Annotated in this window: 22 protein-coding genes; 4 read left to right on the top strand and 18 right to left on the bottom strand. The window is 58.6% G+C overall.

All coding sequences use genetic code 11. The features are described 5' to 3' along the window. From MPN23_RS05035 to MPN23_RS04985, 11 genes are all read right to left on the bottom strand, one after another. Positions 1 to 2,118 carry an ATP-dependent helicase gene (locus tag MPN23_RS05035; protein WP_243546505.1) on the bottom strand — a complete coding sequence of 706 codons (2,118 nt, stop codon included), beginning with the start codon at positions 2,116 to 2,118 and terminating at the stop codon, positions 1 to 3. Further along, the gene (locus MPN23_RS05030) at positions 2,109 to 3,425 is read right to left on the bottom strand and encodes an alkaline phosphatase family protein (RefSeq protein ID WP_243546504.1); all 1,317 of its coding nucleotides are present in this window, start codon (positions 3,423 to 3,425) and stop codon (positions 2,109 to 2,111) included. The genes MPN23_RS05035 and MPN23_RS05030 overlap by 10 nt, the downstream gene beginning before the upstream one ends. 62 nt (positions 3,426 to 3,487) lie before the next feature. Continuing rightward, a complete protein-coding gene (locus MPN23_RS05025) occupies positions 3,488 to 4,264 on the bottom strand; it encodes a glycosyltransferase (protein WP_243546503.1) in 777 nt (258 codons plus the stop codon). 154 nt (positions 4,265 to 4,418) lie between these two features. Next, on the bottom strand, positions 4,419 to 5,303 hold the full coding sequence (locus MPN23_RS05020; protein ID WP_243546502.1) for a DUF2156 domain-containing protein: 885 nt from the start codon (positions 5,301 to 5,303) through the stop codon (positions 4,419 to 4,421). Between the two features lie 4 nt (positions 5,304 to 5,307). Next, complete coding sequence (locus tag MPN23_RS05015) at positions 5,308 to 6,672, bottom strand: MATE family efflux transporter (protein WP_243546501.1); 1,365 nt, start codon at positions 6,670 to 6,672, stop codon at positions 5,308 to 5,310. Positions 6,673 to 6,821: 149 nt separating this feature from the next. Next, positions 6,822 to 7,535, bottom strand: coding sequence for an energy-coupling factor ABC transporter ATP-binding protein (locus tag MPN23_RS05010; RefSeq protein ID WP_243546500.1), 714 nt, complete (start codon positions 7,533 to 7,535; stop codon positions 6,822 to 6,824). Then, positions 7,532 to 8,224, bottom strand: a complete 693-nt coding sequence (cbiQ, locus tag MPN23_RS05005; protein WP_243546499.1) for a cobalt ECF transporter T component CbiQ — start codon at positions 8,222 to 8,224, stop codon at positions 7,532 to 7,534. Before cbiQ ends, MPN23_RS05010 begins: the two co-directional genes overlap by 4 nt. A gap of 193 nt (positions 8,225 to 8,417) precedes the next feature. Then, complete coding sequence (locus MPN23_RS05000) at positions 8,418 to 9,032, bottom strand: LysE family translocator (protein ID WP_243546498.1); 615 nt, start codon at positions 9,030 to 9,032, stop codon at positions 8,418 to 8,420. Between the two features lie 27 nt (positions 9,033 to 9,059). Further along, on the bottom strand, positions 9,060 to 9,623 hold the full coding sequence (locus MPN23_RS04995) for an HD domain-containing protein (protein WP_243546497.1): 564 nt from the start codon (positions 9,621 to 9,623) through the stop codon (positions 9,060 to 9,062). Between the two features lie 187 nt (positions 9,624 to 9,810). Continuing rightward, the gene (locus MPN23_RS04990) at positions 9,811 to 10,758 is read right to left on the bottom strand and encodes an ABC transporter ATP-binding protein (RefSeq protein ID WP_243546496.1); all 948 of its coding nucleotides are present in this window, start codon (positions 10,756 to 10,758) and stop codon (positions 9,811 to 9,813) included. Positions 10,759 to 10,764: 6 nt separating this feature from the next. Further along, on the bottom strand, positions 10,765 to 11,733 hold the full coding sequence (locus tag MPN23_RS04985) for an ABC transporter ATP-binding protein (protein ID WP_243546495.1): 969 nt from the start codon (positions 11,731 to 11,733) through the stop codon (positions 10,765 to 10,767). A gap of 78 nt (positions 11,734 to 11,811) precedes the next feature. On the opposite strand from MPN23_RS04985, the gene trmFO reads away from it, so the two are divergent. From trmFO to traT, 4 genes are all read left to right on the top strand, one after another. Continuing rightward, complete coding sequence (gene trmFO, locus MPN23_RS04980; protein ID WP_243546494.1) at positions 11,812 to 13,137, top strand: methylenetetrahydrofolate--tRNA-(uracil(54)-C(5))-methyltransferase (FADH(2)-oxidizing) TrmFO; 1,326 nt, start codon at positions 11,812 to 11,814, stop codon at positions 13,135 to 13,137. Positions 13,138 to 13,285: 148 nt separating this feature from the next. Next, positions 13,286 to 14,587, top strand: a complete 1,302-nt coding sequence (locus tag MPN23_RS04975) for an O-acetylhomoserine aminocarboxypropyltransferase/cysteine synthase family protein (protein WP_243546493.1) — start codon at positions 13,286 to 13,288, stop codon at positions 14,585 to 14,587. Positions 14,588 to 14,761: 174 nt separating this feature from the next. Further along, on the top strand, positions 14,762 to 17,002 hold the full coding sequence (locus MPN23_RS04970; protein WP_243546492.1) for a S1C family serine protease: 2,241 nt from the start codon (positions 14,762 to 14,764) through the stop codon (positions 17,000 to 17,002). Beyond that, positions 16,999 to 17,754: a complement resistance protein TraT gene (gene traT, locus MPN23_RS04965; protein ID WP_243546491.1), complete on the top strand. Its 756-nt coding sequence runs from the start codon at positions 16,999 to 17,001 to the stop codon at positions 17,752 to 17,754. The genes MPN23_RS04970 and traT overlap by 4 nt, the downstream gene beginning before the upstream one ends. 227 nt (positions 17,755 to 17,981) lie before the next feature. On the opposite strand, the gene MPN23_RS04960 is transcribed toward traT, so the two are convergent. From MPN23_RS04960 to MPN23_RS04930, 7 genes are all read right to left on the bottom strand, one after another. Then, a complete protein-coding gene (locus MPN23_RS04960; RefSeq protein WP_243546490.1) occupies positions 17,982 to 18,314 on the bottom strand; it encodes a ferredoxin-thioredoxin reductase catalytic domain-containing protein in 333 nt (110 codons plus the stop codon). Between the two features lie 3 nt (positions 18,315 to 18,317). Further along, the gene (locus tag MPN23_RS04955) at positions 18,318 to 18,686 is read right to left on the bottom strand and encodes a glutaredoxin family protein (protein ID WP_341540097.1); all 369 of its coding nucleotides are present in this window, start codon (positions 18,684 to 18,686) and stop codon (positions 18,318 to 18,320) included. 4 nt (positions 18,687 to 18,690) lie between these two features. After that, positions 18,691 to 19,581 carry an amino acid ABC transporter permease gene (locus MPN23_RS04950; RefSeq protein WP_243546489.1) on the bottom strand — a complete coding sequence of 297 codons (891 nt, stop codon included), beginning with the start codon at positions 19,579 to 19,581 and terminating at the stop codon, positions 18,691 to 18,693. 16 nt (positions 19,582 to 19,597) lie between these two features. Then, positions 19,598 to 20,434, bottom strand: a complete 837-nt coding sequence (locus MPN23_RS04945; RefSeq protein ID WP_243546488.1) for a transporter substrate-binding domain-containing protein — start codon at positions 20,432 to 20,434, stop codon at positions 19,598 to 19,600. A gap of 30 nt (positions 20,435 to 20,464) precedes the next feature. Next, a complete protein-coding gene (locus MPN23_RS04940; RefSeq protein ID WP_243546487.1) occupies positions 20,465 to 21,283 on the bottom strand; it encodes an amino acid ABC transporter permease in 819 nt (272 codons plus the stop codon). Between the two features lie 169 nt (positions 21,284 to 21,452). After that, the gene (gene tmk / locus MPN23_RS04935) at positions 21,453 to 22,085 is read right to left on the bottom strand and encodes a dTMP kinase (RefSeq protein ID WP_243546486.1); all 633 of its coding nucleotides are present in this window, start codon (positions 22,083 to 22,085) and stop codon (positions 21,453 to 21,455) included. Next, on the bottom strand, positions 22,061 to 23,089 hold the full coding sequence (locus tag MPN23_RS04930) for a 3'-5' exoribonuclease YhaM family protein (RefSeq protein ID WP_243546485.1): 1,029 nt from the start codon (positions 23,087 to 23,089) through the stop codon (positions 22,061 to 22,063). The genes tmk and MPN23_RS04930 overlap by 25 nt, the downstream gene beginning before the upstream one ends. Between the last annotated feature and the right edge of the window lie 67 nt (positions 23,090 to 23,156).

Below are 23,156 nucleotides of genomic sequence, written 5' to 3'. Positions count from 1 at the left end.
TTACAGCATCTTGAGATAATCCCCGATAATGACCTTGAGGCCGAAACCCGGGAAGTTCACTTTGTACTTGTTGGGCGGGATGTGGGCGATGATTTTCCCTTTCCCGAAAATCTTGTGTTCGCAGATGCCCAGTTTGCAGGGCGCAGGCTGTGCCGGGGCCGTGGACGTCGGGAATGCCGGGGCCTTTGGCGTGGTAGCGGGTTTTCTGCGTTGCTCCAGTCCACCGGAATAGGATTCGTTCAGGCTGTCGTACACGGTTTCGGGCAGTTCCTGAATGAACGGGCTGGGCAGGGCCGGATCGGACATGCCGTTGAAGCGGTTGTAGATTGTGGAAGGCACGAACAGGTACAGCTCTTCCTTGGCACGGGTGCAGGCCACGTACATGAGACGGCGTTCCTCCTCCATGTCCTCGGGCTTCTGCATGGCCTTGCGCGAAGGAAAACGGTCCTCCACCAGATCGATGAGGATGACCGCACTCCATTCCAGCCCCTTGGACGAATGGACCGTGGACAAGACCAGAGCGTTTTCCTTGCGTTTTTCCTCTTCCGGGTCGCCGTCGAGACTCATGTCGCCGAGAAAGGTTTCCACGTCCTGATAGCTGCCCGCGATCTGGGCAAGCTGTTCGAGTCCGGCCTGCCGCTTGGGGTAGTCGTCCGGGTAGCGTTCCACGAGCATGGGCTGGTAGAACGTGATGATCCGGTCGATGGCCGGGGCAGGCTTGAGCTGCATCTTGCCCAGAGCATCCAGCTCGGCCAGCATGTCCTTGAGCGCGGGCTGCTTCCTTTTCATCTGCTCGAGGTATTTGGCATTGCCCGTGTGAATGGCCTGATAGATTTTCTGGACCGTCTTGGGACCGATGCCCTTGAGCGGAGACAGGGCACGCTGCCATGCCATGAGGTCGTGGGAATTCACGGCAAGGCGCAGATAGGCCAGCACGTCCTTGATGTGAGCGGCCTCGTGAAAGCGGATTCCTCCGTATTTCTGGTACTCGATGCCCACGCGGGCCAGCGCCACTTCCAGAGGATAGGACTGGTATCCAGCCCGGAACAGCACGGCGATGTCGTGCAGATCGTATTTCCTGTAAAGTTCCAGCACCTTGTCCACCACGAGCCGAGACTGGGTCTGATCACTCATGGTTTTGACCACGCAGGGCAGCTTGCCGTAGTTGCGGTCCGAAAACAGGGTCTTGTCGAATTTGGTGAACGCGCCTTTCAGGATTTCGTTGGTCATGTCCAGAATGGGCTGGACCGAGCGGTAGTTCTGTTCCAGCCGGATGACCCGGGTGTTCTCGAAGAAGTTGGGAAACTCCAGAATGTTTGCCACGTTTGCGCCGCGAAAGGCATAGATGGACTGGGCGTCGTCGCCCACGGCCATGACATTGCCCCGGCGACCGGCAAGCTGCTTGACGATGCGCGCCTGCACCAGATTGGTGTCCTGATATTCGTCCACCATGATGTAGCGGTACCGGGCCTGAAGCTGGTTGCGGAGCGGTTCGTTGTCCCGAAGCAGGGTGTCCAGCTTGAAGAGCAGGTCGTCATAGTCCATGAGTGCGTGGTTGCGCTTGAATACGTCGTATCCCTTGGAAATCTGAACCAGATCTTCCAGATACGGATTCAGGTGGTAGGCTTCCTTGTCCAGAAGCTGATCCAGCGTGAGTTCCTTGTTTCTGGATTTGCTGATCAGGTCCATGAGCGTGCTTTTTCTGGGATAGGATCGGTCGCCCTTGCCGAACTTGAGGTCGTCCTTCACGCTTTTGACGATGGATTCGGATTCGCCTCTGTCCATGAGGGTGAATCCGTTGTCGAATCCGATGTCCATGGCGTTTCGGCGCAATGTGGCATAGGCAAAGGAGTGGAACGTGCCTCCGCTGGTTCCGGTCAGGGGGCGACCGAGAATGAATTCGGCGCGCAGAAGCATTTCCTGCGCCGCCTTGCGCGTGAAGGTCAGGAGAAGAATCTGTGACGGATCAACGCCCTGTTCCACGAGATGGGCCAGACGGTAGACAATGGTTCTGGTCTTGCCACTGCCTGCGCCCGCGATGACGAGTACCGGGCCTTCGGTGGTGGTGACGGCTTCAAGCTGGGCCGGATTGAGTTCCTTGGCAAAATCTATGGGCATATGCTGTTGTCTGCTATGTCGAAATGTTTGAGGATTTCCGCTCCGGTGTCGCGCATGCGTTCCGGGCGGCTTCCGTGGGAGTCGAACCAGATCGCGCCGTTGACCGTATGCGTGCCGGTTCTGCCGAAATGGCCGAACACCTCGGTTCGGTCGAATTTGGCCTTGAGGTCGAAGCCGGGGCGGGCCTGACACACAAGGTCGGGAACCGCCGGGCCTTCGGCTTCGGGATAGAGTTCCGCTGCCGTGTGCACCTGTTCCATGACCTGTTCGCCGTTCCAGGTCAGGGCCATGAGATCGTCTCGGATGCGGTGCGTCAGAGCGGCCGTCTGTTCCGGCTGCACCTGTCCGCGAGCGAACCGGGAAGAGGTATGCATGTAAATTCGGCCCGGGTCCAGAGCAAAGGCGCGTGTTTCCGGCCCGATGCACGATGCATCCCATTCGTTTTCCGGTTCACGGTTCAGCATGAGCAGGCCCTGATGCTTGAGCCATGTGTTGAGGCATACTTCGGTCTTGAGTTCCGTGAATCCGTGGTCCGCCACGACCATGAGCCGTTTCGGGGCATCCAGAGCGTCGTAGCGTTCCAGAATCCGGCCTATGGCTGCGTCCCATTCCACGAAAAAGGCCAGACAGTCGATGTGGTGAGGGTGATCCGGGTGCAGGACCGCATCCATGAGAAAGTGGAAGAGTCGGTCCGTTTCCGTGAGCACCAGCACGAAGACATCCCACGAAAGGTCGGGCCAGAGCAGATCAAGGGCGTTCATGCGCGAGGCCAGTGTACGGCGCAGCCCCTTCAGGAGATACGCGGGATCGGATGCGCCTCTGTTGGTGTCCGCTTCCAGCTCGTAATGCATTTCCCGCAGTTTTTCCGCGAGAAAGGGGGGATATGCGGCCTTGTCCATGTCCTGCGCCACGAATCCGGAGATGAGCATGCCGCGCAGCGGTTGCGCCGGATAGGTATTGGGCAGGTTGATGATTCGGGACACGTATCCGGCCTGCCCGAGCCGGTCGAAGATCGTGGGACAGGCTACTTGCGTGGCATCGGCAACGGAAACTTCGTAGGTTTGCGGATTCATGCTGGCAAATCCGTAGATGGAATGGCTTTCCGGACCTCGGGCCGTGGCAAGGGATGTCCAGTTCACGGGCGAAAGCTCGGGAAGTTCGGCCCGGACCCGGGTTGCTTCACGGGCAATGCGCGCGATGTTCGGCAGGTGCGTTCCGAGCGAACGCGCCAGATCAAGGGGAAGGCCGTCAAGGCCGAGCACCACGAGACGGTTTCGCGGTGCATGGGACGAGAGAAGTATGCTCATTCGTGCTGTGTCCGGGTTGCGATGATCACGACCGGACATGGTGCGTCATAGGCGCGGCGATGTCAAAGTCCGGGAAGGTCGTTTTCCGGCAGGAATGTACGGGCAATCAGGTTGTAGGTCGTGTCCTCGGAGCGGAGCACCTCGGGCGTAAGGCCCTGAATGCGGCTCCACGAGCAGTTTTCCCAGAGATGCAGGGAATAGACGTCGGAATCCAGAGGTTCGTTCCGGTCGAACATGGCGGCAATTCCGGCCCGCGTGTACAGGAAGTGGAAAAAGCTTTTCTGCGGTTCGATGTGGATGGCGTCCGGCATTTTCCTTGCCAGCAGGCTCGGGTAGAAGATGGAATGGTTGTCCCATTCGCGAGAGCCGGGCTCTCCGCCCTGAAAGCAGTGGACGTGATCCTTGAGCCATGCCGCGGCAAATCGGCTGCCCTTTTCCGCCATCATCAGGGCGTTGCACAACCCTTCGTGTCCCTGCGGGGCCATGACGAACGGGTGAGTGTACAATTCGTCCGGCATGGGGTGCACGAACAGGGTGTCCATGTCCGCGTACACGCCGCCGTTCGCCATGAGGATTTCCAGCCGGAGCACGTCGGCCTGATGCGCGTAGCTGGATATGGGCATTCCTGCGATTTCCCTTGGCGGACGGGCCTTTTCCAATGTGAGATGCGGCCTGATCCAGTCCCACCACGGCCCGTATGGCTCGAAATGATGGTGAAACACGACCGAATCGGGGCGGTTGACCGCAATGCAGGACTTGACTGCCAGGGCGTGGACCATGTGCAGTGGCGCTGTCTGTTCCTTGAGGCCGAAGATGAAGTGGAATTCTTTCGGGATCATGGCGACCGTCCTGTTTGCGGTTTTCGATCATTGCATAAGTACTTGTGCAAGATCGTTTTTGTCAAGGAACGGTCACGGCATGATCACGGCATGAAAAAAGCCCGGCTCATGCCGCTTGGGGCATGGCCGGGCGCGTATCGGCGAATCCATGGAGTCAACTGAGGATTTCGGCTTCGAATTTTTTCAGGAAGAAGACGGGATTGTACGAAAGCTTGGCCTTGCGCAGACCCTCGTCTCCAAGGTCCTGCTCCCGGTTGACATAGGCATGCTTGCCTGCCTCGTTTTCCAGAAACATCTGGTTGATGGCCTGGTACACGCCCTTGAAGCGCACGTCGCCCTTTTCGAAATGGATGACCATGGTGTCGCCGCAAAGCGGTTCGGCCACGGTATAGGCGATGACCTTGCCATCGATGCGCAGGGTGGCTCCGGTCAGGTTGTCGATCTGGTCGAAGTTGTGCAGCACGCGGGTGATGGCCCGGTTCTCCGCCTTGAGTGCTTCGGACGGATTGTGCTCCTCGTACCATTTGTACCATTCGTCCTGCATTTCCAGAACTTCCTCGACGCACTCCGGTCCCATGGGCTCGTACTGGTAGTCGTATTTCTTTTTGAACTGGTTGAGCAGGTTCTTTTTCTTGTGGAATTTGTTGCCCTTGAGCGCAACCATCTCCTCCACGGAATATACGTAGTCCCAATGGTCGCGGTTTTCCGTGATTTCCATGCGCGGCCCGAACGCCTTTGCCCACAGTCCGGCCAGATGCTCGGGTACCCGTGTGAAGCTGGCTGCATCGAGCATGGCCTTGCAGTCGGTCCAGTCGTAATCGTCCCACGCTCCCACGGGCGCCCAGTATGCGGGAGTCGGATAGTTCTGGCGAATGAAGACCAGTCCCTTGTGAAAGGCCCATTCCAGCTTGTAGTATTCGGCCCAGCCCCAGATGTTGGCCAGCGCGAAGTCCGAGGTGACGAGCTGGGGACAGCCGTTCAGCGCGGCGCGATATTCTTCCTGTCGGTCCAGTGAAAGCGGTTCAAAAGTCAGGGACATGCCATCAGTCCTTGTTGTTTCTGGTTTTGATCATGGCAAAACGCTGCCAGTTTCTGAATGTATAGAAGTACATGAGCAGCAGGGCTTGAACGATTTGCGAGCAGAACATGGCTATCCAGATGCCCGAGGCGTCCTGCATTATCTCATGCCCGAGAATCCATGCCAGCGGCAGGCGGATGCACCAGACAGCGGTTCCCATGAGTACCATGTTGTACAGCGTGGCGCCAGCGCCGTTGAATGCGCCCGCCACGATCATGCCGGTCAGGGTGAACGGAATCGCCATCATGTTCCATTTGAGATACTCCACGGCCTCGGCAGCCACGACCGCATCCGGAGTGAGCAGGCCGACCCATGGCGTGACAATCTGCCACACGGCCAGTGTGAGCAGGGAAATGGACGTCAGTCCGATGCCGAGGATGCGGAAGCCGAACATCTTGGCTTCCAGAGGCTTTCTTGCGCCGAGGTAATGGCCGATGATGATGCTCGCGGTCATGTTGAAGGCGAATGCGGGCAGGAACATGGCGGATTCGATGCGCAGACCGATGGCCATGCCCGCCAGAGCATTGACGTTGTCGCCAAGTGGCAGGCTCGCGGTGATCGCATACAGCACCATGTATCCGGAGTGCCAGACCACCTGCATCAGGCCGGACGGCCATGCCACTTTTGCCAGATAGGGCAATGCCCGTTTCGTCCAGCGCCATGGCGCGAAACATCCGGCGCAGAGCACCTTCTTGCGCAGCAGGATCAGAACATTCATGGCCGCGCCGCCGCAGATGGAGCCGAAGGTCGCCCATGCCAGTCCCTTGAATCCGATTTCCGGAAATCCCCACCAGCCGAGACCGAGGCCGATGTCCAGCACCGCGTTGACCGTGGTGACCGTTATCATGGAATACAGGGGATACATGACCTCCTTGCGCGCCCGGAAGATCGCGTTGGTGATGATCAGCACGTAATACGGTGGCAGAACCAGCAGATATACCGTGAGAAAGTACTCGGTGATGGGTCTGATCTGGTCCGGGACCTGAAGAGCGGTCACGAAGACGTTCTTCATGGGCAGGCCAATGAGCACGAACACGCCGCCCATGACCACGGCCAGTTGCAGACACAGGCCCACGTAGCGCATCACGCGTTTGTGCAGTCCGGCGCCCATGGATTGGCTGATGGCGGCGATGGAACCGTTGGCAACGGCCATGGCCACCACGAGCAGAAAGATGAGGGATTGCGTGATGATCCCCAGTGAGGCCTGCACATCGCGGTCTATCTGTCCGGCCACCCACACGTCGGCCATGCCGATGAGAAAATGGAATCCCATCATGAGCACCTGGGGCCAGGCAAGGCGCCAGATGGTGCGGTATGGGGACCGGGACATGTCTAGTTCGTTGAAATCGTTGGACATGAAAAATAGTGTTTCAGCGTGGGCATGAAGTCGACCGCGCCGGAAGACAATAGGCATTATTCGGCAAATGCCAAGCCGTGTCTGCAAAAAAGTGCGTTCAGTGCGAAAGATCGGTGTTTTTTTCAGTGCTGATGCGGCACATCGCCTTCGGCGTGCACATGGACATGCGTATGCGGCTTCATGGTGCCGGGCCGGACCTTGCCGTTCTGCATGGCCAGAATCGTGTTTGTGGTGGCCCCCAGAAAATCCGGGTTGTGGGACACCACGAGTCTGGGCAGAGCCAGTGAATTCAGGATGGAAACAAGACGGTCCTTGGCGTCCGGGGACAGCCCGGTGGTGGGTTCGTCCAGAATCAGCACTTCCGGGCGCATGGAAAGCAGGGTGGCAAGTGCGACCAGCCGTTTTTCTCCGCCGGACAGGCGGTAGGGCACGTGATCCTCGAATCCTTCCATGCCCACGGTGGCAAGCGCTTCAAGAGCGCGTTCCCTGGCCTTGGTTCGGGAAAGCCCCTGATTCAGGGGGCCGAATGCCACGTCGTCCAGCACGGTGGGGCAGAATAGTTGATCATCCGTATGTTGAAACAGAAAGCCGATGCGAAGCCGGACTTCATCGAAATCCTTGGATGTTTCCATCCTTTTGCCAAACAGTTCCACTTCGCCGGATTGCGGCGCGATCAGGCCCATGAGTATGTGCAGCATGGTTGTCTTGCCGGCACCGTTCGGCCCCATGAGTCCCAGCTTGTCTCCGGCATGCAGGTGAAAATCAAGGCCGTTCAGGGCATTGCCCCTGCCCGGATAGGCGTAGGTCACGTTGGTCAGTTTGATGAGTGCGCTCATCCTGCAAGTCCCCGGTAAAAGATTTCCATGATGATCATTGCGCCGGAAAACAGGGCGAACAGCATTCCGAACGCGTGATCCATGCGGCAAAAGGCAAATTCGGCAAGGGAATGGAACTTTCCCTTGAATCCCCGGCAGCGCATGGCGTTGTTTACGCGTTCGGCCCTGTCCCAGCTCTTGACCAGAAGCATTCCGGCCAGCCAAGCAAAGGAACGATAGGTGTGCATGTCGGTTCGGGGATGGAAGCCCCGGGCACGCATGGCGCGGCGCATGGTTCGGTATTCGTGGTGAATCACGAAGATGTAGCGATAGGTGAACAGGAGCAGATGGCAGAGCTTCGGGGGAACGCCCATCTTCTGCATGGCCGGCCCCAGCGTTTGAACGGGAATGGTGCCGAGCAGCGGCATGAGCATCAGGGAGATGGCATTGGTCTTGATGGTCAGGAGCAATGCGAGCCGGAAGCCCGGGACAGTCGCATGCAGGGGACCGAACGACCAGACAGTGTGCCCGGGAAGGGAAAAGGGCAGGAAAAGCCAGAGAAACAGAACGAATGCGTTGATTGCAAGCAGGCGTTTGCCGACCCGGGAAAGAGACAGTCCGGCCAGCAGGGTGAGCAGCGTGCCGATGCCGAGGGCCGCGCATGCGGTTTCCATTGTCTGGGCAAGCGCCGCAGGTATGGAGAGCAGCACTGACTCCGGCAAGCCGGGTACGCGGGTCCAGTGCGTGGATGCGGGAATCCCCTTTGGCGAACGGCACGGAAAGATTGGTCAAGCCTGTCTCTTCACTGATGATTGGAGTTTCTGGTGATGAAGACAGATGCGTAATACACTTGCGGGGATCGTGCAACCGGATAAAGGCGGCGCAATCGAACCTGACGATCGTCTAGTCGCTGGCCACGGCTATGCCTGCGCCTATCATGACTGCGCCTGCCGACCTGTTGAGAATCTTCCATGCCCTTGTGGAACGGAGCAGACTTCTTCCCTTGGACGCGAGCCATGCGTAGCAAAGCAGTACCGAGACAATGGAGCTGATGACCGTGCATGCCGCGATGAGTACATCGGTCGGCGTCAGGGTTTTCAGGTCCATGAAGCCGGGGAGGAAGCCGCAATAGAAGGCAATCACCTTGGGATTGCTCAGGGATATGCTCAGCCCTGCGGCCAGCGAGCGGAGTCTTCCGGTCCGGGGCTGAATCGCGTTCTCGGCAATTTCGAGAGGGCGCGAAGTCCAGTGCCGGACTCCCAGATGGATCAGATAGGCCGCGCCAGCGTATTTCAGGGCGAGAAAGCCGCTGCCGAACTGTTCGGCCATCCAGCCCAGCCCGAAAATGGCGGTGAGCAGGTAGACAAGGTCTCCCAGGGCCATTCCCACGGCCCACAGCGCGGCGGTGGAGAATCCACGCGTCAGGGATTGGGTCACCATGGCCGCAACTCCCGGACCGGGGATCAGGGCGAAGAGCATGGTCGCCAGTGCCAGAGCCAATGTGCTGTGGGGCGTCATGGGAACGGCCTTCCTGAAAGCTTGCGGCTATTCCGCAGCCAGACCCACTTCCGGGGCTATGGCCGTGATGGACGTGATGGCGATCTGAAGGAAATCACCCAGTTCCAGACCGATCCTGTCGCATTCGCGGATGCAGTCGCGGTTGACGCTGGCGGCGAAGGCCTTGTCCTTCATCTTCTTTTTCAGGCTTTTGGGCTTCATTCCATCAATCCTGGTGGGGCGGACCAATGCTCCGGCATGGACCATGCCCGTCACGGTTTCACCACATCGCAGGGCGTAGTCGAAATCGGTTTCCGGGGCTTCCGCGCCGTTCATTTCGCAGGCATGGCGGCGGATTGCATCCAATGCTTCCGCCGGGAGCTGGGCTTCCAGCATGTCCGCAGTGTCCAGTCCGTGGCGTTCTGGCTCGGATTTGGTCTTGGCGTAATCCAGATCGTGCAGCAGGCCGGTGATGCCCCAAAGTTCCTCGTCCTTCCCCAGCTTGGCGGCCAGACCGCGCATGACGGCTTCGGATTCCAGAGCGTGGTTGATGAGGCTCCGTTCGGAGTTGTGTTTCTTCAGCAGTGCATAGGCTTCATCACGGGAAATCATGGCAAGCTCCTTGTCGTTTCAAATATTAAAGTTAAACTTTAACTTTAATAAATTATACTGATATCTCAATGGGTAAGTCGTTTGGCGATTGCCAATGCCCCCTTGAGGATGAGATACTGTCGCAGGAAATCTGTTTGCGGTACAGCCACAGTTGCGGACCTGTTCGGCAATAACAGATGCGGCCGGGTCAGTACAGCCAGCAGGCCACGCTGCGGTTTCCCATTTCCCGCAGTGCAGGTCTGCGTTCGCGGCATTTGTCAAAGGCCTTGGGACAGCGTGGGTGAAACGGGCAACCGGATGGCGGATTCATGGGGCTGGGCATGTCACCACCGATTCCGACCGGATTGGTTTCCCGATCCGGGTCAGGAGGAAGTACGGCGGACAGCAATGCTTCGGTGTATGGGTGCTTTGGCGATTCGAACAGGATTTCCGTGGGGGCCAGTTCCACGATTCTGCCCAGATACATGACCGCGACGCGATCGGAGACATGGCTGACCACGGCAAGATCATGGGAAATGAACACATAGGTGAGATCAAGCCGTTTCTGAATGTCCCGCAGCATGCGCAGAACCTGGGCCTGTACCGACACGTCGAGCGCGGAGACGGGTTCGTCGCAGACAACGAGGTCCGGATTCAGGGCCAGACTGCGCGCCACGGCAATGCGCTGGCGCTGGCCACCGGAAAATTCGTGCGGGTAGCGGGACGCCTGTTCCGGGCGAAGACCGACCAGCTCCATCAGTTCCAGCACCTTGCGCTTGCGTTCTTCGCGCGTGCCGAGCTTGTGGATGTCCAATGCCTCGCGAATGATGGAACCGACCTTCTGCCTCGGATTGAGCGAGGAATACGGGTCCTGAAAAATCATCTGGATGTGACGGCGAAGCAGTTTGTTGTCCCAGTCCTTCAGAAGCTTGTCCTGAAAGGATATGCTGCCTCCGGAAAGCGGTTCAAGGCCCATGATGCATTTGGCGAGGGTGGATTTGCCGCAGCCGGATTCCCCGACCAGTCCGAGCGTTTCGCCTTTGTTCACGGTCAGCGAGACATCGGATACCGCGTGCACCGTGCCGGATTGGAGGCCGAGCAGACCGTTGGTCACGGCATAGTGTCTGGAAACGTCATGCAGTTCGAGCAGAGGCATGATGGGTTACTCCTGGGCGTGCAGCCAGCAGCGCACTTGTCTGTTGCCCATGGCCAGCAGGGGGGGCAGTTCTTTCGAACATCTGGCGAACGCCTTGGGACAGCGCGGGTGGAAGCGGCAGCCCTGTGGCTGGTCGAAAATGCCGGGCACGATGCCGGGGATCGGGGAAAGTTCCCGTTTCAGGCCGATTTTCGGCACGGACCCGAGCAAGCCCTGCGTATAGGGATGAAGCGGGGCATGAAACAGGTCGCGGGCCTCGGCAAGTTCCACGATCTTTCCGGCATACATGACCGCAATGCGTTGCGCCATGCGGGCGACCACGCCGAGATCATGGGTGATGAGCATGAGGGAGCCGTTCATGCGCTGCTTCATGTCATTCATGAGATCAAGAATCTGCGCCTGTATGGTCACGTCGAGCGCAGTTGTGGGTTCGTCCGCAATGAGCACGTCCGGATCACAGCTCAGGGCCATGGCGATCATCACGCGCTGGCGCATGCCCCCGGAAAGTTCATGGGGAAAGGCGCGGGCCACTGCCGAAGGGTTGGGAATCCCCACGCGGTCCAGCATGTCCACGGCCTTGTCCAGCGCTTCCCTTTTGCTCATGTTCCGGTGCAGGCGAAGCGGTTCCGCGATCTGGTCATTGATGCGGAAGACCGGATTCAGGGCGGTCATTGGTTCCTGAAAGATCATGGAAATGTCGTTGCCCCGGATCGTGCGCAGTTCGGGTTCGCGCATGTCCAGCAGGTCGCGGCCCTTGTACAGGACCGAACCTTCGGTAATGCGTCCGGGGGGATCAGGCACCAGACCGAGTATGGAAAGGGCCAGCACGGTCTTGCCGCAGCCGGATTCCCCGACAAGGGCGAGGGTTTCTCCTTGCGTAAAGCCAATACTGACGGTATCCACCGCCTTGGCTATGCCCTGCGGCGAGGAAAAGCAGGTGGTCAGGCCCTGTATGTCGAGAATCGGGGTTGTCATATCGGGATAATCCGGGTTCGATGTTTTGCCACATATACGGCAAAAGCTGTTGAACCACAATAATACCAAGGTGCTGAGATGAAGAAGGTGGTTATCGTCGGCGGTGGACTTGCCGGGTGCGACTGCGCCTGGACCCTGGCCCGGGCCGGTGTGGCTGTGGAGCTGTACGAAATGAAGCCGGAGAAACATTCCGAGGCGCATACCGAGGACGGGCTTGCCGAGCTGATCTGCTCCAATTCCTTTCGTTCGGACGAGCCCGTGACCGGTGTTGGTCTGCTCAAGAACGAGATGCGGACTCTGGGCAGTCTGGTCATGGAAGCTGCCGAGGCGACCCGCGTGCCTGCGGGCAAGGCCCTTGCCGTGGACCGGACCCTGTTTTCCGAATACGTGACCCGCAGGATCGAGGAGCATCCGAACATCACGGTGATTCACAAGGAAATCGATTCCGTGGACGCGCCGGAATTCGCAGGGGCGGATCGTGTGGTCATTGCTGCCGGACCGCTTGCCAGCGAATCGCTCACGCAGAGCCTGATGCAGGCCGTGGGCGACAACAGCCTGTATTTCTACGACGCCATCGCGCCCATCGTGAGCCGGGAGTCCATCGACTTCGACAAGGCGTTCTGGGGATCGCGTTGGATGCCCGGTGACGAGGACTATCTGAACTGCCCCATGAACGAGGAGGAATACAAGGCGTTCGTGGCCGCGCTGCTGGAAGGGGAAAAGGTTCAGCCGCGCGAGTTCGAGAAGAAGATACATTTCGAGGGGTGCCTGCCCGTGGAGGTCATGGCCGAACGCGGGGAAATGACGTTGGCATTCGGTCCGCTCAAGCCCGTGGGGCTGGAAGACCCCAGAACCGGGGAGCGTCCCTTTGCCGTGGTGCAGCTTCGTGCAGAGAACCGCGAAAAGACCGCCTTCAATCTGGTGGGCTTTCAGACCAAGCTCAAGTATCCGGAGCAGAAGCGCATCTTCCGCATGATTCCGGGGTTGGAAAACGCCGAGTTCCTGCGTCTCGGTTCCATCCATCGCAACACCTACGTCAACGCGCCCGAGGTGCTGAATCCGGACCTGTCCCTCAAGGCGAGACCGGAAATGCATCTGGCCGGGCAGATCACCGGGGTGGAAGGCTATCTGGAATCCGCCGCCTGCGGCCTCTGGCTGGGCCTCTCGCTTGCCGCGACTCTTGGCGACAGGGTTGTGCCCGAACCGCCTGCGCAAACGGCTCTGGGTGCGCTTCTGAGGCATCTGCGCACCGAGGCCAAGAAGTTTCAGCCGTCCAACGTGCATTTCGGGCTCATGCCCGGACTCGGAAAACGCATTCCCAAGAAGCTGCGCAAGGAAGCCTATGCCAAGCGGGCCGCCGAAGTCTTCGACGTCTGGGCAAGGGAGCAGGGATTTCGGGAGTAGTCTGCCGAGGTCCGATGCGCAGAAAAAAACGTTTGTTCCGAACCCGCCCCTTGTCATGGGGGCGGGTTTTTCGCATTGTGGGGGAGACGTGATTCCGGGCCGGGCGCCGGACGGGATCATTCCTCATGTCTTCAAGGAGAGAGAATACATGGCTGACAAGAAGACGGGCCTTCAGACATTGGCCCTGCATGCGGGACATACCCCGGATTCCGATACCCTTTCCCGGGCCGTGCCCATTTATCAGACTTCGAGCTACATGTTTCGCGATGCCGAACATGCGGCCGACCTGTTCGCCCTGAAGGAACCGGGCTACATCTATACGCGCATCGGCAACCCGACCACCGAAGTGCTGGAAAAGCGCATGGCCGCCATGCACTCGGCTCCGGCCGCTCTGTGCACGGCTTCGGGCATGGCCGCGATTTTCTACGCCGTGACCAACATCACCTCGGCCGGGCAGAACATCGTGACCGGATCGAATCTGTACGGCGGCACCCAGACCCTGTTCGAGCATTCGCTGAAGCGGTTCGGCATCGAGGCGCGGTTCGTGGATTCCTCGGACCCGGCGAATTTCGAAGCCGCCATTGATGAGAACACCCGGCTCGTCTACACCGAGGCCATCGGCAATCCCAAGTGCAACGTGGATGATCTGGCCGCAATCGCGGACGTGGCACACGGGAATGGTGTGCCGTTCATCATGGACGCCACGGTTGCGCCGCCCCCGATCTTCAATCCGTTTGACGTGGGCTGCGACATTGCCGTGTATTCCATGACCAAGATCATCGGTGGGCATGGCTCATCCATTGGCGGCTGCATTGTGGACGCTGGTTCCTTTGACTGGGGCAACGGGAAATACCCGGAGATTGCTTCCCCGGACCCGACGTATCACAACATCGACGTCTGGGAGATGCTGGGCGGTCTGGAGAAGTCCGCCCCGGCCTTTGTGACCAAGGCGCGCATGGGCCTGCTTCGGGATTTCGGTGCGGCCCTGTCGCCCATGAACAGCTTCCTGATTCTTCAGGGCGTGGAAACCCTGCCCCTGCGCGCGGAACGGCATTGTGCCAATGCGCAGAAGGTGGCTGAATTCCTGCAGAATCACGAGGCCGTGGCGTGGGTCAACTATGCGGGCCTTGCTTCCCATCCGGATCATGAACGGGCCTGCCGCTATTTTCCGCTCGGCCCGGGCGCGGTATTCGGATTCGGGGTCAAGGGCGGTCTGGAAGCCGGGCGGAAGTTCATCGAGTCCGTGGAGCTCTGTTCGCATCTGGCCAACATTCTGGACGCGCGCACTCTGGTCATTCATCCGGCCAGCACCACGCACGGCCAGTCCTCCCCGGAAGAACAGCTTGCGGCCGGAGTACCGCCGGACCTCATCCGCATTTCCGTTGGGCTGGAGGATGCGGACGACATTCTGGCCGATTTGGATCAGGCCCTTTGTTCGGCTGTTGCCTGACGCGGAAATGGAACGGGAAAAACGGAAACGCTCCGACTTTGGTCGGGGCGTTTTTTTGTTAACATGCCGATTGGGCTTGCCTTTTCATTTGCGGACGAGTATCGAAAGTTTTTATTGAGAACGTTCAATCTGTATTTGTCCGCTTTTCGTGTTCATGTTCCTGAGGTGGAAGGAATGAGGCGTTTTTCTTCTCTGGTTCCGATTGTCCTGTTGTCCATTGTCCTGATGTCCTGTCAGGCCGGGAAAGGCGGGAATGGATCTCTTGATTCCGAAGCTCCCGATGTGCAGGTGAAAATTCTGATGGAGCAGGGCTATCCGGATCGCGCTGTTGCCGTGGTCGTTGCCCATGAAGCATGGTTCGCGTCCGCTGCGGCAACGAATGCCGAGGTCCGGGCGTTGCTGGACAGGCTCAAGGCCGGGGTGGATTACCTTCATGCGCCTGAAGCTCTGGCCGTGCAGCAGGAGGTTGCCGCAATCATTTGGCCAGTGGACCGGAGCGGCTGGCCGTTGGTGAAGGCCGATCTGGAACGGCTTGGGATCCGAGTGGATGCGCTTCGGGAGTTGGCCTGTTACAGGTCTCCGCGCTTTCGACCCGAGAGTCTGGACAAGGCCGTCCATGCCTTTGAAGGAAGACTGGCGGAAATCAGGCGGGGAGCGGTCAGGGCCTTTGCCGTATATCCGCTGTTTTCCGGTCTGGATTTTTTTGCGGAGTATCCGGTTCCCGTGGATCGGGAAACCGTGCTGTCCGAGAATGCATCGCATGTGGCCGAGGCATTGAAAAAGGCAACGCCTTCGCAGGTTGCCGCGTTCGCGCAATGCCATGGCGATGCCTTGCCTCAATCCATGCGTGATTCTTTGGGGGAGCGGTATTTCCTGTCCCTGTGTCCCGAGCCTGCCGGAGCCGATCTGCATGATATCCTTGCGGCGTATCGCAAGTGCACGGACGCCGGGTATTCCCTGTCGCGCATTCCGGGCGTGAAGGTGGCGTTTCTTCAGGTCACCAGCCCGGACCTGATCCGGAAGAAGGTGCTGGATTTTCCCATCGACGTGAAGCTGGATGTGCCGTTCGAGGCGAAAAAGGCAAACATGAAAACCGCGTTTTCCAGCGTGACCGTGAAGAACGCGGACATCCTGATTCTGATGAACGTGGCCATGTCCAAGGCGCGGCGCTCCGTTTCCGAGACCGAACGCATGGAGTCCGTGTTCGTGGCCTCCTATGGCAAGGAGGAGAATCCGGAATACGAGATCGTCAGGGCCGAGCTGGAAGCCGCATCCGAACAGTATCATGCAGCTACGTCCAAAAGCACCACGCCGTGGGCCTGGTCCATCCTTGTGCACATGGCCGAGGAGAGCGCCAAGGAGGATCAGGTGCGGGACACGGCCACGCGGCTGGAACAGCTCAAGGTGAAAATGCGCAACACCCCGAAATATATTTCCGTTCCGAATTATCAGCCCTACATGGTAACCCGTGCGCACATGGACGTGTCCAAGGCGGCCACCGTGGATTACTACGTGGTGGACCAGCGCAGCCGGACATGGTTTGCCAACACGTTCGACGTGCGCCGCAAGTCGTATTTTGCGGTTTGTTACGACATGATGGAGTCCGATCCGGACAAGGACAAGTTTCTGGGTTCTTCCGTGCTTGAGGACGATGTGGTACGATTCGAACAGGAGGCCGTGACCGTGAATCTGTCCGATCTGCTGGCGGATTTCGCAGCGGATGGGGCTGCGAGAAAACGCTATGCGTCGCTGGCATCCGTGCATCGGGAGATTGTCAGGGATCGCAACGTTGCCTTGGCCAACCTGAAAAAGGAAACCTTCGACTTCGACAGATACCATGACAGGCGGTTCGACAGCGTGGTGGTCGTGCAGAACATGGGCCGAGGGTTGGGCTCCGGGTTTTATGTCACGGAAAATCTGGTGCTGACCAATTATCATGTGGTGGAGGAAAATTCGTTTGTGAAGCTTCGGCTTTTCGACGAGCGGGAAACCTTCGGCAAGGTGGTGGCCAAGGATGTGCGGCTTGATCTCGCCCTGATTCAGGCGGATACCATGGGCAGGCCCGTGCGATTCTATTCCGGGCGGACCATGCCGCTTGGCGAGACACTCGAAGTCATCGGGCACCCCAACGGCCATCTGTTTTCCGTGACGCGCGGCATAGCCAGTTCCGTGCGCAAGGCCTCCAGCGTCATGGGTGTGAAGGGCAAACCCGTCCTGTTCGTGCAGACCGATGCTGCGGTGAATCACGGCAACTCGGGCGGTCCACTGTTCTGGGGCAATCAGGTGGTCGGCGTGAACGATTGGGGCGATATCCGGGATGGAGCGGTCAGTTTGAATTTTTCCATTCACTATTCCGAAGTCTGCAGATTCCTGAAGGACAATGAAGTCGCCTATCTGACGGGGAGCAAGCAATGAGAAAGCTGTTGGTGTGGATTCTGGCCGCATGGATGATGCTGCTGGTTGCGGCCTGTGTTTCCACGCAGAAGAACAGATACAAGCTGGTCAAGGACCCGGGCACCGGGTTCTCCTATGGTGCGGTCAAGAGCGGGGAGTTCGTCACGGACCCGGCCATGTACAGGGACAATCGGCTCAAGCTGCGCATCCGCAATACCTCGGGTGATCCCGATCTGGACATGTACGCGTTTCGGACCCGGCTGGAGCAGGCGTATTCCAATCTCGGCTACGAGGTGGTGCATGGTTCCGGCTTCGGCATTCTGCTGGACGTGAATGTCCGTTATTTCGGGCAGGTCACGGACATGCTGCCCAGGGAGTACACGTTTCTGGGCACGGCCATGGGCGGCGTGGCCGGGGCGGCCCCGGGCATTCAGGGCGGGCGGTCCGCGGACACCGTGACCGGCGGCATGGCCGGGATGGTGATCGGCACGGCATTGGCTGAAATCATGCGAAACTATGCCACGGAGGAGACCTTCATCATTGTTTCGTCCGTTTCTCTTGCCACAGTGGTGCCGGACCAGTTGAAGGACGAGACCACCATCAGTTTTGTCACGGGCAGGAAGATCAAGGAAAAGAAGAAGAATTTTCGGGGATTTCGTTCCCGCGACGTGGTCGACCTCGCAGTGTATGCGGGGGGACGCATGATCAGCAAGGGTGATGTCATGAACGAGGTGCGCGACAGGTATGCGCGCATTCTCCGGGACATCATCTGATTGTTCCGATCCAATCGGATCGGGTGGGGTGCGTGGTCTTTGCCCCCGACGGCTTCCTTGTCCGGATTGGGCTCTGCAGGGCCTCTCCCACAAATCCAGGACAAAAAAAGGAGTAATCCGGGTCGCTACCGGAGTTGTGGAGCCGTCGGGGGCAATCCTGCGTTGAAAAGAGAAAGGGCCGGACACATTCGTGCCCGGCCCTGTTGATTTATTCAGGGATTTTCGTGTCAGAAGACGATTTTTTCCGGTGGTCTGCGTTCCGGCACGGTCTGTTTTTCGATCTCGCCATTGTTCCATGCCTCGGATACGTACAGTCCGCAATAGCATTCTCCGAATTCCTCGACATCGGGCTGGCGGTAGACGCAGGGACAGACAATGTCCCGGTCGGCTTGAAAGTCGCCATTGGCCAGCCTGCATGGGCAGGCCATGTAGCCGTAACGCTTCTTGTTTTCCAGCAGGCTTTCCAGCAGGGACAGAGTGTGGTCCATGTCCTTGTTGAACTGGAAGCCCTGCGCTTCCTGAATGGCCTTGAGATTGTCGTAGAGCGTTTTTGCGTCCATGATCTACCCCTTGAGCGCGTCGTCGATTTTGTCCTTGTTGAATCCCACGACAACCTTTTCCCGGATGACGATGGTGGGAAACGAAACAGCGGGGTTGTGTTTTTTCACTTCTTCCACGACTTGCTTGCGGTCATCTCCCGAGAGCTCATCAACGTGGATACAGGCGTATTTTACCCCGCATTCGTCGAGGTACTTCTTTGCGTTTCTGCAATGAATGCAGGTGGAAAGGGCGTAAACCTTGACATCTTCGCTCATGATGAATGCCTCCAGGTCAAAGGGCGTTGTACACGCGGTTGCCTTTGCAACCGCGGTTGACTGCGTCTTGCCAGCGTCCAGTTTGGGCCGGAAGAATCGTTTCAGGAAATCGAGCATGATCCTATTTCCTCTGCAGACCGAGTTCCAGCTTGCGGACTGCCAGGGAGCAGCAGAATGTCAGGGCGAAATACATGGCGAGCACGGTTATCCAGACTTCGAAGCTGCGATAGGTGGTCGCCATGAGCTGCTGGCCCTGAAAGGTCAGTTCCTCGATGGAAATGACCGACACGATGGCGGAGTCCTTGATTGTGGATATAAACTGTCCTGCCAGTGCTGGCAACATGCGTTGCATTGCCTGCGGCATGATGATGTAGCGCATCTGCTTGAAGCGGCTCATGCCGAGGGAACGGGCCGCCTCCCATTGGCCCGGTTCGATGGAATCGATGCCGGCCCGCACGATTTCCGCAATGTATGCGCCCTCGAAGAGCGAGAGCGTGATCACCGCGGACAGGAACTGCGGCAACTGGTGCGGCGGTCCGAACAGGAATTCCACCGGTCCCAGCGAGGAGAGCGGAAGGCTCCGGATGAGTTCGTCCATGTGCAGGAGCGCCATGATCTGGTCGCCGATGTAGAAGTAGAAGACAAAGACGAGAACCAGCGGCGGAGTGTTGCGGATCAGTTCCACATAGGTGCCGGCAATCTGCCTGCGGAACAGGCGGGGGCTGACCCGGAACAGCCCCATGATCGTTCCGAGGATGGTGGCCAGGACTCCGGACCACAGGCTGAGCCGGATCGTGGTCAGGAGTCCATGGACAAGCAGGCCCGGAACCCATGCCTTTGCGGTTTCGTCGAAGCGCAGGATGTACTGGGGAATGATTTCCCATTTCCAATGGTAGTTGAGTCCGGTCGCGGCCTTGTAGCCGACGTAGCCGAAGGCTCCGGCAACGGCGAGCAGTATCGCCGCATCAACCGGAGTGATGCGAAAGGCGCGGGGGCGCGTGGAGTGTCTCAAGGTTCCGCTTTCCGTTCTATTGAATCCGGTTTTCCCATTCCTTGGTCTTGAACCAGTAGTCATAGCGGTTCTTGAGCCAGCCCTTGGCATTGGTGAACAGAATCCAGTTGTTCACCCAGTTCAGGAAGTCCGGATCGCCCTTGCGCAGGGCGAATCCGATGGGTTCGCTGGTGAAGTCCTCCTGAAGCGGGAGGTATATCTGATCCGCATATTCCGCGGCAAGGTTCGCCGGGAGCGGATTGGAGGCCACGAGCGCGTGCGCACGGCCGTTCAGCAGTTCCTGAATGGTCTGGGATTCCTCTTCGAAAAAGCGTTTCGTGGCCTTGGGCAGAAAGTTCTTTGCGGCTTCCGCTGCCGTGGTGCCCAGTCTTACGGCGACCACGATCTCCGGCTTGTTGAAGTCCTCGAGGGAGGAAAGGCCCGGGGCCTTGGCCTTGTTGGCAAGGATGGCCATGCCCGTGAATTCGTAGGGCATGGAAAAATTGACCTTGAGATTGCGCTGCGGGGTGATGCCCATGCCGCCGATCAGGATGTCGAACTTGCCGGAGAGCAGGGCAGGGATGATGCCGGACCACTTGGTGGGCACGAATTCGGCCTTGACGCCCATGTCCGAGGCCAGCCTTTTGGCCACGTCGATTTCAAAACCGATGTATTCTCCGGTCTTGTCCTTCATGGCCCATGGTTTGAAAGTGTCGAAACCGATCTTGATCGTACCGCGTTTCAGGATGGTTTCCAGAGAGCTTTCCCTGGCCAGCGCGTTGCGCGTGTCGCTTCCGGCAAGGGTGACGTGGGATACGCCGAGGATGACGACCAGAGTGACCAGAGATGAGACGACTGTTCTCCACAAGGTCATGGCTTTCTCCTGTAGTTGGGGTTGCGGCCTTCAGGCCGTGGTATTGCCGAACCGCCGTTCCATGACGCGAACCGCCCCGGAAAGGGTCAGGGTCACGGCAAGATAGATGGCGGCCACGGTGAACCAGACTTCAAACGTCAGAAATGTTTCCGAAATGATGGACATGCCTTGCATGGTCAGGTCGAAGATGGCGATGGTGCTGACCAGCGCGGAATCCTTGACCAGGGATACGGCCTGCCCGGTGAGGGGCGGCAGTATCCGACGGATGGCCTGCGGCAGGATGATGTGGCGGTACATGGCGAATCCGTTCATGCCCAGACTTTTTGCTGCCTCGAACTGGCCCGTGTCGATGGACGTTATGCCTGCCCGGAATATTTCCGAAGCGTACGCCCCCTCGAACAGGCTCAGGGCCAGCACTGCGGACCAGAATGCGGAGATGTCCAGAATCGGGGCGATCACGAAATAGAGAAAGAATATCTGGATGAGCAGCGGGGTGTTGCGGATGATTTCCATGTATGCCCGTGCTACGCCTCGGGCTGCCCACGAGTCCGACTGACGCATGAGCGCGGATCCCAGTCCCACGACAAAGGCGAGGATCAGGCTCCAGATGGTTATCCTGAAGGTCACGCCGAGGCCGAGCATGAGCTTGCCCCACTGGAAACCGTCGTCGGTCGTTGTCCAGAGGTATTGGGGAATCTGGTACCACTGCCAGTTGTATCCCAGCCGGTCGCTTCCGGCTGCCAGCAGCCATGTCAGCGCACCGACGACAGCAAGGTATTTGACGGTATCCAATATGACTGTCGGCTGGAGAAATCTGCCTTTCCCCGGCCTTGGAGGTTCATGATTCATTGGCTTGCGTGTTGTTGCGAAATGGTTGTTGTTCCTGCGAACATATCACATTACGTGCTGCATGGGCAGGGAAGAATTATATTCGGCGTTTCCCGGGACGTTCTTCCCGGTAAATGAAAAAGGACAAGCCGGCGAAAAGCCGGCCTGTTCATTGATGCTCTGGAAATCCTTATGCCTGTCTGGATTCGATGATGCTGAGGACGCGTTCGAAAACCGTGTCCGGATCGGGGGTGGCATCCACCACCTTGATGCGGTCCCGGTTCATGGCCGCCCATGTCAGGTAGCCTTCGCGGATGCGGCGGTGAAAGGTGATGTGCTCGGCCTCGAAACGGCCTTCCTCCCGGGAAATCCCGTTTTCCGCATTGCGGCTGTTGGCACGTTCCAGACCGGTTTCCGGGTCGATGTCCAGAACCACGGTGAGATCGGGCCACAATCCGTCAACGGCAACTTCGTTCAGCTGGCGGAGCAGGTCCACGTCCAGCTCCCGTCCGTAGCCCTGATAGACCACGGTGGAGTCCGCGAATCTGTCGCATAGCACGACCTTGCCCGCTTCCAGCTCCGGCCGGATGACTCGGGCGACATGCTGGGCGCGGTCCGCGAGATACAGGAACAGCTCGGTGATGGGCGTAATGTCACTGTTGTCCACATGGAGCAGCATCTTGCGCAGTTCCCTGCCCACGCGGCTGCCACCCGGTTCCAGCGTCAGAAATACCTCGCGGCCCTGAGCTTCGAAGTGTTCGCGGACGCGCTGAATCTGGGTGGTCTTGCCAGTGCCTTCTATCCCTTCAAAGGTAATAAACATTGGTTCTCGCTGGAGTTGCTGTTTTTGCGCGTGCTGTCCGGCGTTCTGGGAGCGCGGTGGATGTTGCGTTCGAGAAAGCGCATGTACGGGGACCATTCCTGTCCGCTCTTGTCCATCTCGTCACAGGCCTGTCCGATGATGTTCATCTTGGCATCCATGTTGTCCGCGAAATGCAGGGCGAACGCTTCGGCAGTCTTGGGACGAATCGGGGAACCGAATTCGTGTTCTCCGTGATGGCTGGTGATCAGGTGCTTGAAGTGCAGCTTGAGTCCCTGATCCAGATCTCTGGTCTTGGCAAGGAACGGTTCGAGTTTTTCCAGACCGAGCTGGATGTGTCCCATGAGTCGCCCTTCGTCCGTGTAGTCGTTTTCCGGACCGCCGGACAGTTCCCATGCCTTGCCAAGGTCATGGAACAGGGCTCCGGCGAGCAGGGTCTGTCGATCCAGTTGCGGATAGACATCGCACATGGACATGCACAGCCGGGCCACGTTCAGGGAGTGTTCAAGCAGGCCACCCACATAGGCGTGGTGCACGGTCTTTGCGCCCGGAGCCGTGAGCAGACGGTTGCGGATATCTTCGGAGCGAAGCAGCTTGCGGCAGAACTTCTTCCACGGCCCGTGCTTCATGTATTCGGTGATCATGTCTTCCATCTGCTCCAGAAGGTCCTGGGGCGGCACTTCCGAGCTGGGGAGAAAGTCAGCGAAATCTATCTGTTCCCGAGGGATCGGGTTCAGGATCAGGTTGTCGACCTTGATCTGGGGCTGGTCGCGGTAGCTTTCCACCCAGCCGAGCACTCCGGCCACCGTGCCGGATTCCAGTGCGGGATATTCCTGACTCTTGGGGTTCCATATCTTGGCATTGACCTTGCCGGTCCTGTCCTGGAGCACGAGGTTCCAGTACGGGCCGTTTCGGGACTGGGACAGGCTGGCAGATGCCAGCAAAAAGATGTCGTTGATCTGATCGCCGGGCGTCAGCTCATTAATATACTGTGTTTTTTGTGGCACGTGTCTTGTAAACCGGTTGATGTTCAGGTACCCCTCGGAAATCGCATCCCTGTGGGGACTTTCAGGG

Source organism: Pseudodesulfovibrio tunisiensis (assembly GCF_022809775.1).
Lineage (GTDB): Bacteria > Desulfobacterota > Desulfovibrionia > Desulfovibrionales > Desulfovibrionaceae > Pseudodesulfovibrio > Pseudodesulfovibrio tunisiensis.
The sequence above is the reverse complement of the archived record's forward strand: the minus strand, read 5'-3'. Positions and strand labels throughout refer to the sequence as shown.